This window comes from Pseudomonas sp. HMSC065H01 (assembly GCF_001815235.1).
GTDB classification, from domain to species: domain Bacteria; phylum Pseudomonadota; class Gammaproteobacteria; order Pseudomonadales; family Pseudomonadaceae; genus Pseudomonas; species Pseudomonas aeruginosa.
On the sequence record NZ_KV819824.1, the window covers coordinates 40040 to 55919 of the forward strand.

General features: G+C 67.8%; 12 protein-coding genes. All 12 read left to right on the top strand.

Annotated features, from left to right (window positions below):
• Positions 1 to 415: 415 nt before the first annotated feature.
• Entirely contained in the window at positions 416 to 1852 is a 1437-nt protein-coding gene (locus tag HMPREF3014_RS00590) for an undecaprenyl-phosphate glucose phosphotransferase (protein ID WP_003111160.1), read from the top strand.
• Positions 1852 to 3318: a mannose-1-phosphate guanylyltransferase/mannose-6-phosphate isomerase gene (locus HMPREF3014_RS00595; RefSeq protein WP_023087519.1), complete on the top strand. Its 1467-nt coding sequence runs from the start codon at positions 1852 to 1854 to the stop codon at positions 3316 to 3318. The genes HMPREF3014_RS00590 and HMPREF3014_RS00595 overlap by 1 nt, the downstream gene beginning before the upstream one ends.
• Entirely contained in the window at positions 3318 to 4229 is a 912-nt protein-coding gene (locus tag HMPREF3014_RS00600) for a glycosyltransferase family 2 protein (RefSeq protein ID WP_023087518.1), read from the top strand. Before HMPREF3014_RS00595 ends, HMPREF3014_RS00600 begins: the two co-directional genes overlap by 1 nt.
• 29 nt (positions 4230 to 4258) lie before the next feature.
• Entirely contained in the window at positions 4259 to 5029 is a 771-nt protein-coding gene (locus HMPREF3014_RS00605; protein WP_003089227.1) for a polysaccharide biosynthesis/export family protein, read from the top strand.
• Positions 5030 to 5043: 14 nt separating this feature from the next.
• Positions 5044 to 7032 (top strand): GumC family protein, encoded by a 1989-nt coding sequence (locus tag HMPREF3014_RS00610; RefSeq protein WP_003089228.1) that lies wholly within the window; start codon positions 5044 to 5046, stop codon positions 7030 to 7032.
• On the top strand, positions 7032 to 8219 hold the full coding sequence (locus HMPREF3014_RS00615; RefSeq protein ID WP_003089229.1) for a glycosyltransferase family 4 protein: 1188 nt from the start codon (positions 7032 to 7034) through the stop codon (positions 8217 to 8219). The genes HMPREF3014_RS00610 and HMPREF3014_RS00615 overlap by 1 nt, the downstream gene beginning before the upstream one ends.
• Entirely contained in the window at positions 8209 to 9537 is a 1329-nt protein-coding gene (locus HMPREF3014_RS00620) for a glycoside hydrolase 5 family protein (RefSeq protein WP_003089230.1), read from the top strand. Before HMPREF3014_RS00615 ends, HMPREF3014_RS00620 begins: the two co-directional genes overlap by 11 nt.
• Positions 9538 to 9545: 8 nt before the next feature.
• On the top strand, positions 9546 to 10754 hold the full coding sequence (locus HMPREF3014_RS00625; protein WP_003158940.1) for a glycosyltransferase family 4 protein: 1209 nt from the start codon (positions 9546 to 9548) through the stop codon (positions 10752 to 10754).
• Positions 10745 to 11848 carry a glycosyltransferase family 4 protein gene (locus HMPREF3014_RS00630; RefSeq protein WP_003089232.1) on the top strand — a complete coding sequence of 368 codons (1104 nt, stop codon included), beginning with the start codon at positions 10745 to 10747 and terminating at the stop codon, positions 11846 to 11848. The genes HMPREF3014_RS00625 and HMPREF3014_RS00630 overlap by 10 nt, the downstream gene beginning before the upstream one ends.
• Before the next feature lie 2 nt (positions 11849 to 11850).
• Complete coding sequence (locus HMPREF3014_RS00635; protein WP_003089234.1) at positions 11851 to 13287, top strand: biofilm formation protein PslJ; 1437 nt, start codon at positions 11851 to 11853, stop codon at positions 13285 to 13287.
• A gap of 1 nt (position 13288) precedes the next feature.
• Positions 13289 to 14698, top strand: coding sequence for a lipid II flippase MurJ (locus tag HMPREF3014_RS00640; protein WP_003122758.1), 1410 nt, complete (start codon positions 13289 to 13291; stop codon positions 14696 to 14698).
• A gap of 82 nt (positions 14699 to 14780) precedes the next feature.
• Positions 14781 to 15848 carry an acyltransferase family protein gene (locus tag HMPREF3014_RS00645; protein WP_003089238.1) on the top strand — a complete coding sequence of 356 codons (1068 nt, stop codon included), beginning with the start codon at positions 14781 to 14783 and terminating at the stop codon, positions 15846 to 15848.
• Positions 15849 to 15880: the final 32 nt, after the last annotated feature.

The window sequence follows — 15880 nt, forward strand, 5'->3', positions numbered from 1 at the left end:
GAACCGCAGGCGCATCCTGCCCAGCCAGCCCGCAGCACCAGTGGACAGGCGGGTCGTCGAACCGGCGGCTAGCCACCTGGCCGAGCGGCCTGCCCTCACCTTTCACCCCGCTTCGCTTCCCAGGCCAGAGCGCTCGCGGATTGGCAGCGTCAGATTTCCTCGTCTACTGTTTGGATAAAAGTTTGGCGCCAGAAATACGTCAATAAATTGACTAAAAAAACTTACCCAGACTACGGATATTTCCCTGGGAATGCTAAGATAGCTATCACAAAGCCACTATCGACGAATGAACCTATTCGACGGGAAAATGACTAAACCGCGTGGCAAATGAAAAATAGTCACTAAATTGACGCTTCACCGCCTTGCTCTTCCCTATCCACTCAATGGACTGCCCGTGATCGGCAGAGCAAACAACATGCATTCGAAGTCGGTAGATAGCCTGTCGCTGACACGGGCTGGATTCATCGAGTACTTCCTGGTCGCGACCAAACTGGTACACGCGCTCACCGCCATCGCCCCGGCGCTGTTCCTGCTGTACTACCCCGGCCTGGTTCCCGTGGAGCTGCGCAGCAACATGCTCGGGCTGCTGCTGTTCTTCGGCGCGCTCACGGTGATCATGTTCCAGGCACTGGACGTCTACTCCGACGATATCTTCAGCAACCGCCTGCGCTTCCGCATCATGTTCTTCGCCTGGGCCTCGGCGTTCTGCCTGCTGTTGTTCATGTACCAGGGCCTGGGCCTGTTTCCCTACCTCAGCAGCAAGCTGGTGATCTTCTGGTTCACCGGCAGCCTGCTGCTGTTCGGCGTGCAGCGCCTGCTGGTGCTGCGCCTGTACCGGGCCTGGATGAAACGCGGCATGTACCTGCAACGCACGGTGATCCTCGGCTTCACCGAGAGCGGCATGCACCTGGCCGAATACCTGGTACGCAACCACGACATCCGCTCCGGCATCATCGGCTTCATCGACGACCGCTCCGAGCGGGTCCCGGAGAACTACAACTCGCTGCCGCTGCTGGGCAACACCAAGGACCTGGAGAAGCTGATCCGCCAGGAACAGGTCGACCAGGTGCTGGTCGCCCTGCCCTGGTTCGCCGAGGGGCGCATCGGCGCCATCGTCCATCGCCTGCGGCAATTGCCGGTGAACGTCCTGCTGGTGCCGGACATGGCTGCCTTCCGGCATGCCCACAACCGCATCGTCGATGTCTCCGGGATCCCCATGTTCAACGCGTCCGAGCTGCCGCTGCGCGGCTGGTCGCCGCTGATCAAGCGCTGCGAGGACCTGGTCCTGGCGAGCATCGCGCTGGTCCTCTTCGCCCCGCTGATGGCCCTGGTGGCCCTGGCGATCAGGCTCGACTCCAAGGGGCCTGTGCTGTTCCGGCAGAAACGCTACGGCTACAACAACCGGCTGATCTGGGTCTTCAAGTTCCGCTCGATGTACACGGAAAGGACCGACGCCAACGCCGAACGCCAGACCACCCGCGACGACGACCGCATCACCCGGGTCGGCCGCTTCATCCGCAAGACCAGCATCGACGAGCTGCCGCAGCTGTTCAACGTGCTCGCCGGCAGCATGTCGATGGTCGGCCCGCGCCCCCACGCCACCGCGACCAAGGCCGCCGGCATTCCCTTCGAGGAGGCGGTCAGCGAATACAGCTCGCGCCACCGGGTCAAGCCCGGCATCACCGGCTGGGCGCAGATCAACGGCTACCGGGGTGAGACCGACACCCTGCACAAGATCAAGAAACGCGTGGAATACGACCTCGAATACATCGCCAAGTGGTCGGTGTGGTTCGACCTCTACATCCTGTTCCGTACGGTGCCAGCCGTACTCCTGACCAAGGAAGTCTACTGATGAACGCCGTCGCCCCGCTGATCCCCTGCATCGTTTCCGGCGGTTCCGGGACCCGCCTGTGGCCGGTTTCCCGGGAGAGCATGCCGAAACCCTTCATGCGCCTGGCCGATGACCAGAGCCTGTTGCAGAAGACCTTCCTGCGTATCGCCGGGCTGCCGGACGTCGCCCGCCTGCTTACGGTGACCAACCGCGACCTGCTGTTCCGCACCCTGGACGACTACCGCGCGGTCAACCGCAGCGGCCTGGCCCAGGACCTGCTGCTGGAGCCGGTGGGACGCAATACCGCGCCGGCCATCGCCGCCGCCGCGCTGCATGTGCAGGAGCACTTCGGCGACCAGGCGCAGTTGCTGATCCTTCCCGCCGACCACCTGATCCGCGACGAGCAGGCCTTCGCCGCGGCGGTGGCCGAGGCTCGCGGACTCGCGGCCCAAGGCTACCTGGTGACCTTCGGCATCACCCCGGAGCGCGCCGAGACCGGCTTCGGCTATATCGAACAGGGCGCCCCGCTGGGCAACGGCTTCCGGGTCGCACGCTTCGTCGAGAAACCCGACCAGGCCACCGCCCAGTCCTACCTGGACAGCGGCAAGTACCTGTGGAACGCCGGCATGTTCTGCTTCCAGGCCGCCACCGTGTTGCAGGAACTGGAGCGCCACGCGCCGGAGGTGCTGATCGCCGCCCACGCCGCCCTGGCCGACGGCAGCAGCCTGGAGAACGGCCAGTGCCGCCAGCGCGAGCTGGCCGCCGGGGCCTTCGCCGAGGCGCCGGACATCTCCGTCGACTACGCGCTGATGGAGCGCTCGGACAAGGTCGCCGTGGTGCCCTGCTCCATCGGCTGGAGCGACATCGGCTCCTGGCAGGCGCTGCGCGAACTCAGCGCGGCGGACGAGAACGGCAACCAGGTACGCGGCGAAAGCGTGCTGCACGACGTCAGCAACTGCTACATCGATTCGCCGAAGCGCCTGGTCGGCGCCGTCGGCGTGCACGACCTGATCATCGTCGACACCCCCGACGCCCTGCTGGTGGCCGACGCGGCGCGCAGCCAGGACGTCAAGTTCGTCGCCCAGGAACTCAAGCGTCGCGGCCACGACGCCTTCCGCCTGCACCGCACGGTCAGCCGGCCCTGGGGCACCTACACCGTGCTCGAGGAAGGCCGCCGCTTCAAGATCAAGCGCATCGTGGTGCGCCCCAAGGCTTCGCTGTCGTTGCAGATGCACCACCATCGCAGCGAGCACTGGATCGTGGTCAGCGGCATGGCGCTGGTGGAGAACGGCGAGCGCGAGTTTCTCCTCAACACCAACGAATCCACCTTCATCCCCGCCGGGCATAGCCACCGCCTGAGCAATCCGGGGATCATCGACCTGGTGATGATCGAGGTACAGAGCGGCGAGTACCTCGGCGAGGACGACATCGTCCGCTTCAACGACATCTACGGTCGCGCCCCCGCCAGCGACGAGAAGAAAGCCTGATGCGCTGCGCCCTGGTCATTCCCACGCGCAACGCCGGCGCGCACCTGGACCGGCTGCTGCCGGCCCTGGTCGCGCAACGGCGGCAGCCGGACAGCATCCTGGTGGTGGACAGCCGCTCCAGCGACGACACGGTGGAGCGCTTCCGCGCCTTCGGCGCGCGGGTCGAGATCATCGAGCCGGCCAGCTTCAACCACGGCGGGACGCGGCGCTGGGCCAGCCAGCAGGTCGAGGCCGACGCGCTGATCTACCTGACCCAGGACGCCATTCCCGCCTCGCCCGACAGTTTCGCCAACCTGCTCGACGAACTCTATGCCGAGGCCGACATCGGCGTGGCCTACGGCCGCCAGTTGCCGCACCCCGGCGCCGGCCTGCTCGGTGCCCAGGCGCGGCGCTTCAACTACCCGCCGGAAAGCCGCAGCAAGCGCCTGGCCGACGCCTCGGAACTGGGGATCAAGACCTGCTTCAGTTCCGACTCGTTCTCCGCCTACCGCAGCGACGCCCTGGCGGCCGTCGGCGGCTTCCCCGAAGACGTCATCGGCAGCGAGGACGCCTACGTCGCCGCGCGCCTGCTGCAGGCCGGCTACGCGGTGCGCTACGCGGCCAGCGCCGAGGTCTACCATTCCCACGATTACCGCTTGCTGGAAGAGTTCCGCCGCTATTTCGACATCGGCGTGTTCTACGGCCGCGAGCGTTGGATACGTGCCGCCTTCGGCGGCGCGGGTGGCGAGGGCAAGCGCTATGTCCTCGCCGAGATACAGGCCTTGCGTGCCGCCGGTGCCCTGTATCGCGTACCTGAAATAGCGCTGCGTAGCGCGTTCAAGCTGCTCGGCTACCGCCTTGGCCAGTTGGAACGCCACCTGCCGGTCGCCCTCAAGCGCCGCATCAGCATGTTTCCAGGCTACTGGAAGTGAACATCATGACCTACAGGAAGTGCTCCCTCATGAAACGCACCCTCCTCATGCTCGCCATGCTCGCCCTGGCCGCATGCAACACCCCCGCACGGATTCCCGCACCGGACAGCGACACCGTGGACAGCGGCAAGCGTGCCCTGGAAGAACTCGCCAGGCTACCGCCGGCGATGGAGCGGGTGCGCGTCGGGGACACCCTGCGGATCGTCCGCGATGCCGGGGAGATGCCGACCCTCTCGGCGTTCAACGTCGCCACCATCTATGAACTGACGCTGTACACCGTGCTCAACGACGGCAGCATCTACTATCCGTTCATCGGTCGCATCCAGGCCGCGCACCGCACGCCGCAGGAAATCGCCAACGAGCTGACCACCAAGCTCGCGCCGATCTACCGCGAGCCGCGGGTCACGGTGAACATCAACCAGGCGCCGGGCAATACGGTGTTCGTCGGCGGCGCGGTGCGCAACCCGTCGGCCGTGCCGATCCCCGCCGCCAACAACATGGAGCAGGCGATCCTCGGCGCCGGCGGCATCCTGCCGGTGGGCGACGCCCGCCGCGTGGCGCTCATGCGCGAGGACTCGGAAGGCCGCTATCACGCCTACTTCCTCGACTTCAGCCAGTTGATGAAGATCGGGCCGGAAGGCCGCAAGCCCCTGGCCATGCAGCGTGGCGACATCGTCTTCGTGCCCAAGTCGATGGTCGGCGACCGTATCGAGGGCGTCGACGTCTACCTGAACCAGTTGCTGCCCTTCGCCAAGTCCATCGGCGTCGGCGTCAGCTACACCGTCAACAATGATCGCTGAGGAGCGACATCGCCATGATAGAAATTCGTTCCTTGCGTGATCTGTTGCGCCTGCTGTTCATCTACCAGCGCGAGTTCAAGCTGGCGGCCCTCAGCGCGGTGGTGATCATCGTCCTCGGCGCCTTCCTGCTGCCGGCCAAGTACGAGTCCAACGCACGCCTGCTGGTCAAGCCGGGCCGTGACTCGACCCTGCCGATAGAGATCAGCAACCGCCAGGCGCTGGTGATGCCGAGCACCCAGCGCGACCCTATTGTCGACGAAGAACGCCTGCTCACCGGCCGGCCGATCGTCCGTCAGGTGGCCGAGCGCTACCTCGAGGTGCTGGCCAACCGGCCGCCGCCGGAGGGCCTGTGGAAGCGCACCAAGTTCTATGTGAAGAAGGCCATCGGCGCGGTGTTCGACGGGATTCGCGTGACCCTGGAAACCTTCGGCGTGATCGAGGAAACCACCGCGGTCGAGCGCCTGGCCAAGGACCTCGAGAAGAAATTCGAGGTCACCCATGCGGCCGGCTCGACGGTGATGGAGATCAGCTTCACCTGGAGCGAGCCGGAAGTCGCCCAGGAAGTGGTCAAGGCCTGGATCGAGATCTACATGGAAGAGCGCACCCAGGCGCTCGGCCGCAAGAGCCTGTACGCCTTCTACGAGGCGCAGACTGCCGACAGCGCGGCGCAGATCAAGAGCTACAAGGCGCAGATCCTCAAGCACCTCAACGAGATCGGCGCATCCAGCATCGAGGACCGCCTGCAGGACCTGTCCGAGCGGATCAACGTGCTGCGCGGCGAGCGTTTCAACTCGATCCGCCTGATCGCCTCCTCCGACAGCGCCCTGGAATCCACCCGCCAGCAACTCAAGGGGCTGCCCAGGGAGATCGTCACGGTGCGGCAGATCGCGCTGAACCCGGCGCAGCAGGACCTGCGCCGGCTGCTCAACCAGAAGCGCCTGGAACGCGCCGACATGATGCGCACCTACACCGACGATGCGCCGCCGGTGAAGGCCCTGGACGCCTCGATCCGTGCCCTGGAGAAGGAAGTCCAGGATGAAGGCGCCACCGTGCAGAGTTCCGAGGACCGCGCGCCGAACACCCTGACCACTCACCTGGAACGGGTCCTGCTGGACGAGACCAGCAACAACGCGGCCCTGCGCACCCAGCTCGCGGAGCAGGAAAAGCAGCTCGCTGAACTCGAGGCGCAACGGCGCGAAGCGCTGGACATCGAGCCGACCCTGGCGCGCCTGCAGCGCGAGCTGAACGCCACCGAGCGCAACTACGCGCTGTACGTCGACAGCCTGGAGAAATCGCGGATCGACCGTGAACTGGACAAGAGCCAGATCAGCAACATCTCGGTGATCGAGGAAGCCACCTACAACCCCGGGCGGATCTTCCCGAAAACCCTGCTGATGCTGTTCCTCGCCGTGCCCTTCGGCCTCGCCGTCGGCCTGCTGGTGGTCTATCTCTGCTACCTGCTCGACCAGCGCATCCACGACGGCGGCCTGGTCGAGGAGAAATTCGGCCTGCCGCTGTGGACCACCCTGCCGGAGCTGAGCAACAGCACCGCGGAGAGCAGCAACGCCTTCACCGCCAGCATCTACCGGCTGTACGGGCTGCTGCCCTACGCACGCATCGAGGAAAAGGGCCTGACCCTGGGCCTGACCTCGGCGCGCCACGGCGAAGGTGTGACTTTCATCATCGAGCAACTGCGCCGTCTGCTGGAGGAAAACGGCGTGCGCGTGCGGGTCGGCGGCGAGCCGGCCCAGCCGGGCGAAGTGGTATTGCTCGACGCGCCGGCCCTGCTGGACAGCCGCGAGGCCTTCATCGCCCTGCGCCGCGCCGACCTGATCGCCCTGGTGGTAGAGGCGCAGAAGAGCACCGTGCCGGTGGTCGAGCATGCGCTGACCATCCTCACCACGGCGTTCGGCAAGGTCGACGGGATCATCATCAACCGGCGCCGCTTCGAGGTGCCGAGCAAGGTCTTGCAGACCATCGCCCGCTACCGGAGCGCGTTCTGATGCGGATCGCCCTCCTCGCGCCCCTGCCGCCGGAAAAGAATGGCATCGCCGACTACGCCAGTCATTTCCGCAACGCCCTGCAGGGTCTCGGCATCGAAGTAGCCACGCCGCTCGCCGGCGTGGCGGCCGACAGCGCGAATATCGCCAGCCGGCTGGACAGCGTCGACTGGAACGCCTTCGACCTGGTCCATGCCGAACTCGGCGGCGGCCGCCTGGGCGAGTTCATCGCCCTGCGCGAGCTGCGCAAGCGCTTCCCGCGCCTGCCGCTGAGCGCCACGGTGCACGATCCGGAGCGCATGGTCTGGCGCCGCGAGCGCCTGCCCTGGCCGCTGAACCTGCTGGAACGCCTGCCCTCTCCCCTGCCCCAGGCCGCCGTGGTGCTCGCCGACCCGCTGACCCTGCGCGAAGAACGTGCCGTGGCCCAGGGCCTGACGCGCCTGGTGACCCTCACCGGCCTGGGCGGCGAGTGCCTGGCCCGGCGGATGCGCCTGCCGCCCGGGCGGGTCGAGGTGATCAACCACGGCAACCTGGAGATCGCCACGGTGCCGCTGCCGTCGCTGGACACCCTGCGCCTGCTGTACTTCGGATTCATCTATCGCGGCAAAGGCATCGAGGACCTGCTCGAGGCCCTCGCCGACCTGTTCGCCAGCGCGCCGGAGATGCGCCAGCGCGTGCGCCTGACCCTGGCCGGCGGCACCGCTGCGGAAATGGCCTTCGGCGCCGGCGGCAACTACCTCGACCAGTTGAAGGCACAGATCGCCGAGCTTGGCCTGGCCGACGCCATCGACTGGAACCTGAACCTGGCCGCCGCGGACATCCCGCGTACCATCCAGGCCCACCACGTGATGGTCCTGCCGTACCGCGAGTCGAAGAAACTCGGTCTGCTCGGCCAGCAGCGCGGCACCAGCGGCGCCCTGTCCTGGGCGGCAGCCTGCGGGCGCGGCGCGATCACCTCGGACGCTCGTGCCTTCGCCGAGGAAGTCGCCAGCGGCAACGGCGCCATCTACCCTCAGGGAGACGTGGCAGCCCTCTCCGAACAGTTGTTGAACCTCGCTCGCGAACCCCGCCTGGCACAGGCCTGGGCCGAGCGCGCCGGAGCGATCGGCCATGCGCGGACCTGGCCGCGCACCGCGCTGCGCTTCCAGGCACTGTTCAACGACATGGTGGGAACCGTTCATGGCACGTAAGGGACTCTATCTGGGCGGCAGCGCGCTGCTGCTCGCCGTGGTACTGCTGCTGGTGTTCTGGGGGCGTCCCGCCGACGCCGAGATCCAGGTACTGAAGGCGCCTCGCGCGGTGGTCTGGAAAGACTTCCTCGGGGTCAACGCGCAGTTCCTCTGGTTCAGCCCGGAGCGTTACAACAAGCAGATCGACCGCCTGCAAGACCTGGGGCTGGAGTGGGTGCGCCTGGACCTGCACTGGGACCGCCTGGAAACCGCCGAGGACCAGTACCAGTTGGCCTCCCTCGACCAGTTGGTCAAGGATCTCGAGGCGCGCCAGCTGAAGTCGGTGTTCTACCTGGTCGGCTCGGCCCGCTTCATCACCACCGCGCCGTTCTACTCGCCCTTCCAGGACCAGTATCCGCCGCGCGACCCGGAAGTCTTCGCCCGGCGCATGGCGATGCTCTCGCAGCGCTACCCGAGCGTGGCCGCCTGGCAGGTATGGAACGAGCCCAACCTGATCGGCTTCTGGCGGCCCAAGGCCGACCCGGAAGGCTACGCCAAGCTGCTCCAGGCCAGCACCATCGCCCTGCGCATGGTCGACCCGGAGAAGCCGGTGGTTTCCGCCGGCATGGCCTTCTTCAGCGAGATGCCCGACGGCCGCACCATGTTCGACGCCCTCGGCCACCTGGGCGTGGAGAGCCTCGGCACCATCGCCACCTACCACCCCTATACCCAGTTGCCGGAAGGCAACTACCCGTGGAACCTGGACTTCGTCTCCCACGCCAACCAGATCAACCGCGCCCTGCGCAACGCCGGCGTGCCGGCGATCTGGAGCACCGAGTGGGGCTGGTCGGCCTACAAGGGGCCGAAGGAGTTGCAGGACATCATTGGCGTCGAAGGCCAGGCCGACTACGTGCTGCGTCGCCTGGCGCTGATGAGTGCGCTGGACTACGACCGGATCTTCCTCTTCACCCTCAGCGATCTCGACCAGCGCGCCAGCGTGCGCGACCGCGACTACGGCCTGCTCGACCTGGACGCCAACCCCAAGCCGGTCTACCTGGCCCTGCAACGCTTCCTCAAGGTCACCGGGCCGAAGCTGCGCCCGGCCGACCCGCCGGTCACCGAGGACCTGCCCGACGGTTCCTTCAGCATCGGCTGGACCCGCGAGGACGGTCGCAACGTCTGGCTGTTCTGGTCGGCCCGCGGCGGCAACGTGCGCCTGCCGAAGCTCAAGGAGGCCACCCTGCACGATCCGCTCAGCGGCAAGGTCACGCCCTTGAGCGGCAGCGACGGCCTGGAAGTCCCGGTGAAGTCCAGCCTGCAGATGCTGGTCTGGGAGTGAAGCCACCCATGCGTATTCTCTGGATCCTGCCCTACTCGCCCTGGCCCACCACCAGCGGCGGCAAGACCCGCCAGTACCACCTGCTGCGCAGCCTCGCGGCACGCGGCCACCGGATCACCGTGCTGCTGCACAGCAAGCAGCCGGTGAGCGCCGAGGACCGCCAGGCCCTGGAGCCCTTCCTCGAACGCCTGGTCGTGCTGCCGCGCCGGCCGCTGCGCAGCCTCTCCACGCTGCTCGCCGCGCTGTTCGCGCCCTACCCGCTGCTGGCCAGCGTCAACGGCCTGTCGGCGGAGCTGCAACGCACCGCCACGGAGTTGCTGCGCGAGCCCTGGGACGTGGTCCAGGTCGAGCACAGCTATAGCTTCCAGCCCTACGAGCGACCGCTGCGCGACGCCGGCCAGCCGTTCGTGCTCACCGAGCACAACGTCGAGTCGTCCCTCGGTGCCGCCACCTACGACCGCCTGCCGGGCTGGGCGCTGCCCTTCGTGCGCTACGACCAGTGGCGTTACCGCCGCTGGGAACGCCGGGTGATGAGCCAGGCGGCAGCGGTCGTCGCCGTGACCGAGAAAGATGCGCGGCAGCTCGGCGCGATGCTCGGGCGCCCGGTGCCAGTGGTGGTCAACGGGGTCGACTGCGAGCACTTCGCCGCCGCCCGGCCGACGCCCGAAGCGCAGCGCGTGCTGTTCCTCGGCAACTACGAATACGCACCGAACGTCGATGCCGTGGAATGGATGCTCGACGAGATCCTGCCGCGGGTCTGGGCACACTGCCCCGAGGCGCGCATGAGCGTCTGCGGCTATGCGCTGCCGGCGGAGTGGGCGCAACGCTGGAGCGATCCGCGCATCGAATGGCAAGGCTTCGTTCCCGACCTGCTGCAACTGCAATCGAGCAGTTCGGTGTTCCTCGCCGCGCTGCGCCATGGCGGCGGTTCGAAGCTGAAGGTGCTCGAGGCCCTGGCCGCCGGGCTGCCGCTGGCGAGTACCGCGCAGGGCGTTTCCGGCCTGGAACTGCGGGACGGCGAGGACTACCTCGGCGGCGAATCCGCCGAGCAGCTCGCCAACGCCGTGGTGCGCCTGTTGCAGGACCCGGCGCAGGCCCGCGCGCTGGGCGAGAACGGCCGCGCCTACGTACGTCGCGCGCACGACTGGAGCGTCGCCGCCAGCCAACTGGAACAGGTCTACGCCGGCCTCGCCGAAGGAGCGCCGGCATGCGCATAGGACTCGACTACCGCACCGTCGGCAGCTCGCCGCACTCGGGCATCAGCCGCCAGGTCTATGCCATGGAGCAGGCCCTGGAAAGCCTGCCCGGCACGCAGGTGACCCGCTTCACCGTGGCCCCTCTCGACGACCCGCTGCGCCAGCGGGCGGTCTGCCCGCCGTGGGGCTGCCCGCGCACCGCGATGCACCAGCCGCACCAGCGCCTGCGCTTCGAAGCAGGGTTCCTCCCACGCGCCTTGCGCGAACAGGACATCGACCTGTACATCAGCACCTTCAACATGGGCCTGCCGCTACCGCCGCGTCCGCCGGGCGTGCGCTATGCGCTGCTGATCCACGACCTGTTCCAGATCACCCTGAAGAACTACCACGCCAACCGCCTCAAGGCACTGGTCTATCGGGTCAGCGACTACCTGTCGATCGCCTATGCGCTGCGTGTCGCCGACCGTGTCTGGACCCCTTCGCAGTACAGCGCCGACGAGGCTGTGCGGCTGTTTCCCGGGGTCGCCGGGAAAGTCCGGGTGCTGCCCAACCAGGTCGACGGCTTCGCCGGCGAACCCGCCGACCTCTCGGCACGCGGCCTGCCGCCACGCTACTGGCTGCTGGTGGGTACCCGCGAACTGCGCAAGAACGTGCCCTGGTTCGTCAGTGCCTGGGCCCGGGCGCGCGCCCAGGCGCCCGGCGTGCCGCCGCTGGTGCTGGTCGGCAGCCTCGACCACCTGCCCGAGGAACAACGCGGCTTGCCCGGCCTGCACGCGCTCGGCGGGCTCGACGACGCCGAACTGCACGCGCTGTACCGCCAGGCCGAGCGGCTCTGGCAACCGTCCTACGCGGAAGGCTTCGGCCTGCCGGTGGTCGAGGCGCTGAGCGTCGGCACGCCGGTGGCGGTGGCCAGCGGCACCTCGCTGGACGAAGTCACCCCGCCGTCGGCGCCGCGCTTCTCGCCCAGCGACGGCGCCGCCCTGGAACGCCTGATGCTGCGCCTGGCCGATGCGCCGCGCGAAGCCTCGGCGGAAGAACTCATCGCCTGGGCCGCGCGCTTCAACCGCGAAGCCTACCGGCAACGGCTGGCCGCACTGATCGAGGAACTGAGTTGAGAATGTCGTTGGGAAACCTCGTCGCTGTCGTCTTCGGCCTGGCCTTCGGCGGAGCGCTGCTGATGCTCAGCCCGGCCAAGGCCGGCGCCGCCATGGTCGGCCTGGCGGCCGCGGTCACCATCCTGCGCTTCCCGTTCTGGGGGCTGCTGCTGTTCGCCCTGGTGGCGACCTTCATGCCCTACTCCACGGTCAACGTGGGGATCCGTTCGACGGTCAGCGAAGCGATCCTCGCCCTGACCTGGGGCGCGGTGCTCTGGCACATCTTCCTCTCGCGCCTGCCGCCGGCGCCGGCGCTGCGCTACCGCTCCACCGAGCGCATGCTGCTGTGGCTGATGCTGTTCACCGTGCTGCCGTTCGTGGTCGGCCAGGTCAGCATCAAGGCCGAGGCCAGCGGCCTGTCGAACTGGCTGCGCTGGCTGCTCAACCTGTCCATCGTGTTCCTCGCCGGACGCCTGCTGGTGGAGCGCAAGAACCGCGAGACCCTGGTCATCGCCCTGCTGCTGGGCACCCTGGCGATGCTGCTGATGTCCATCGCGGTGTTCATCCGCTACCGCTCGGCGTCGGGGATGGCGCCGATCCTGGCGATGTTCAACTACGCCAACCTGGACACCCTCAAGTTCGGCCTGGAGGCGCTTTCCTCGCGGATGGGCTCGCCATGGATGCACCCCAACGCCACCGGCGGGATCATGGCCCTGCTGCTGCCCCTGGCGTTCTGCTACGGGGTCGCCAACCAGGGCTGGCGGCGCGGCCTGGGCCTCGCCGTGGCGGTCCTCGGCGCCGCCGCGATCCTCCTCGCCAGTTCCCGCGGGGCGATGCTCAGCCTGGCGGTGGTGCTGTTCTGGATGTCCCTGCGCAAGGTGCCCTACACCGGCCGCCTGCTGTTGCTCGGGGTCGGCCTGGTGGTGGTCCTGGTGCTCAGCTACCCGCCGTTGCAGGAACGCCTGGCGACCATCTTCTCGCCGCAGAACGCCAGTACCGAGGTGCGCTTCGACGAATACCGGATGTTCCCCAAGGCCGTCGCCCGCTATCCGCTGGGAATCGGCTTCAAGGTCGACCCGCCGGTGCCGGGTACCGACCTCCTGGGCATCTCCAACCTGTGGCTGAACTTCATGTACAAGGTCGGCCTCGGCGGCATGCTGCTGTTCATCGCGGTGACCTGGCGCTGGTGGCGCGAAGCCCGTCCGGAGAAAGGCCCGATCCGCCTGACCCGCGACAACGCGATCTGGCTGGGCAGTACGGGCGGCATCCTGGCGGCGCTGGTCAGCGGCCTGTTCGACCACTACTTCAGCTTCGCCGTGGTGATGATCGGCCTGTTCTGGCTGCTGGTCGGGATCAACCTGCTGGAAGCCCGCCGGCTGTTCCCGGAACGCCAGCCGCAACCGCGGGCGGTGGGTTATCGCAAGCTCAAGCGACAGCTCGAGCGCGGGGCCGAGGCCTGAGATGCTCGGCTCCGCCTTCTGGCTGACCCTGGCCACCCTGCTCGGCCTGTGCCTGGGCTTCGCCCGCGAATGGCTGCTGGTGGCCTCCTGGGGCGCCGGCGAGCGCAGCGACGCCTTCCTCATCGCCCTGTTCCTGCCCGAGGCCCTGCGCATGTCGCTGGCCGGCGGCGTGCTCAGCGCGGCGGCCCTGCCACTGTTCCTCGAACGCCAGGGCGAACGTCGCCTCGACTGGCTGGCGGCAATCCTCCCGGCGCTGCTCGGTATCGCCGTGGCGCTCAGCCTCCTGCTGCTGGCGGCGGCGCCCTGGCTGGTGCGCTTGCTCGGCCCGGGCCTGGCCGAGACGGCCAGCGCCCAGGCCGCGGCCAACTTGCGGGTCCTCGCCTGGTGCGTGCCGGGGCTGATGCTCCATGCGCTATTCAGCATCCCCCTGCAGGCCGCCGAGCGCTTCGTCCTGGCCGGGCTCGGCTCGCTGCTGTTCAACCTGCCGCCGGTGCTCTACCTGGCCTTGCACGGCCAGGCCAGCCAGCCCGAACAACTGGCCCTGGCCTGCCTGCTCGGCAGCCTGCTGATGCCGCTGGTGCTGCTGCCTTCGCTATGGATCGAGGGCTGGCGGCCCTGGCACTGGCGCCTGTCCGGCACCGAACTGGGCGAGCTTGGCGGGCGCATCGCTCCGCTGTTGCTGAGCAACGCCGCCAGCCAGGGCCTGGCGCTGGTCGAGCGGCTGGTGGCCTCGCTGCTCGGCGAAGGCGCGGTGACCTGGGTCAACCTGGCGCGCAAGCTGATGAACCTGCCGCTGATCGCCCTGATGAGCCTCAACCAGGTGTTGCTCGGCATGATGAGCCGACGCCAGGGTGGCGAGCGCCTGGCCCTGCTTCGCCGCGGCCTGGAGACCGCCAGCCTGCTGACCCTGCCGGCCGGGGTCGGGCTGGTCGCTGCCGCACCCGGCCTGGTGGCCCTGTTGCTGCCGCGGCAGACCGCCGGCTCGCCGTTGCCGGCGCTGCTGGCCTGGTTCGCCGTGCCACTGGTGTTCGGCGCCTGGAATGCCTTGCTGGCGCGTTACGCCTACGCCGCCGGCGATACTCGCCTGCCGCTGCGCTGCGAGCTGCTCGGCAGCGCGCTGAACGCCGCGCTGCTGGCGGTCCTGCCGTTGATTTTCGGACTGCCGGGGATTCCCCTCGCGGCCCTTGGCGGGGTGCTCTGCACCGCGCTGCTGCTGATGCGTCGCCAGGCCCTGCTCGGCGCCCTGCCCTGGGCCCGGCTGTGGCTACTGAACGCCCTGGCCATGGCGCTCGCCGCCGGCCTGCTGTTCCGCATCGACGGTATCTGGCTGCAATTGGGCCTGGGCACCGTCGCCGGCTGCCTGGCGCTGCTCGGCATGGCGCTCTGGCTGCGGCCCTGGCGCACCGATTGACCCATGGCTCCGGGTAGGGAGCCTGGCCCTGGGGGCCTTCGAACAACCACTGTGAGTTAGCACGTCAAGCGGGAGTTGCAAAGTGAAAAAACGCTGGATTCAGATGGATGTGACCCGCGGCGTGGGCATCCTGATCATCGTCTTCGGGCACAGCTGGTTCGTCGCCAGTTCGCCGACCGTGCTCTATCCGTTGCTCTCTCCGTTCATCCTGCCACTGTTCTTCTTCATTTCCGGGGTGTTCTTCAGGACCGAGCAACCCTTCGGCGAGATGGCCCTGCGCAAGGCCGACGCCCTCCTCAAGCCGTTCTTCGTGACCATGCTCGGCTACGTCATCCTCCGCGACCTGCTGCGCGGCCAACCGCTGCTGCCGGACATCGGCGGAGTGCTGTACGCCTCGGTCGACACCCTGCCCTGGCAGGCGCTCTGGTACCTGCCGCACTTCTGGGTAGCGACCCTGTTCGCCTGGTTCATGCTGCGCGTCATCCAGCGTCTCGGCCTGTCCCTCGCCGCCAGTTGCGTGCTGCTGGCCGTGCAACTGGGCCTGGGCATCCTGTTCCTCAAGACGTTCTGGCAGATCCCGGTGGAGTTCGGCGGCGAACAGTACCTGCTGCCAGGCCTGCCGTTCAGCCTGGACATCACCCTGATCAGCAGCGCCCACTTCATGTTCGGCTATGTCCTGCGCGACGTCCTGCGTCGCCACCAGAGTTCGTTGCTGACCCTGTGCATCGCCCTTGCCGTGACCACCGCCAGCTTCCTCTACTACCCGACGGTGGTGGACATGGCGCAGCGCCGCTACGACCACTGGTTCTGGGCCACCGTCCAGGCGGTGAGCGGCGTCTACCTGTGCTGGGCGCTGTCCGGGCTGATGATGAAGATCGACTGGCTGGGCAAGGCGATGACCTACATCGGCCAGTCGACCCTGATCCTGCTGATCTTCCACGGCGAGATCCAGCACAAGACCTTCAACCTGCTGGTCCACCTGGGTCTGTCGGAACCGGCCGCTGCCAGCGTCGCCCTGGTGATCTCGGTGATCGTCTCGCTGCTGATCGGCGAAGTGATCAAGCGCGTCGCGCTGCTGCGCGCCCTCTACTTCCCCTTCCCGGTGCGCAAGAAGGCCGCCGCGGTCCAGGGCGGCGGCGAAGCGCGCTGACGCCCTCGGCCCGGCGCGCCTGCGCCGGGCCT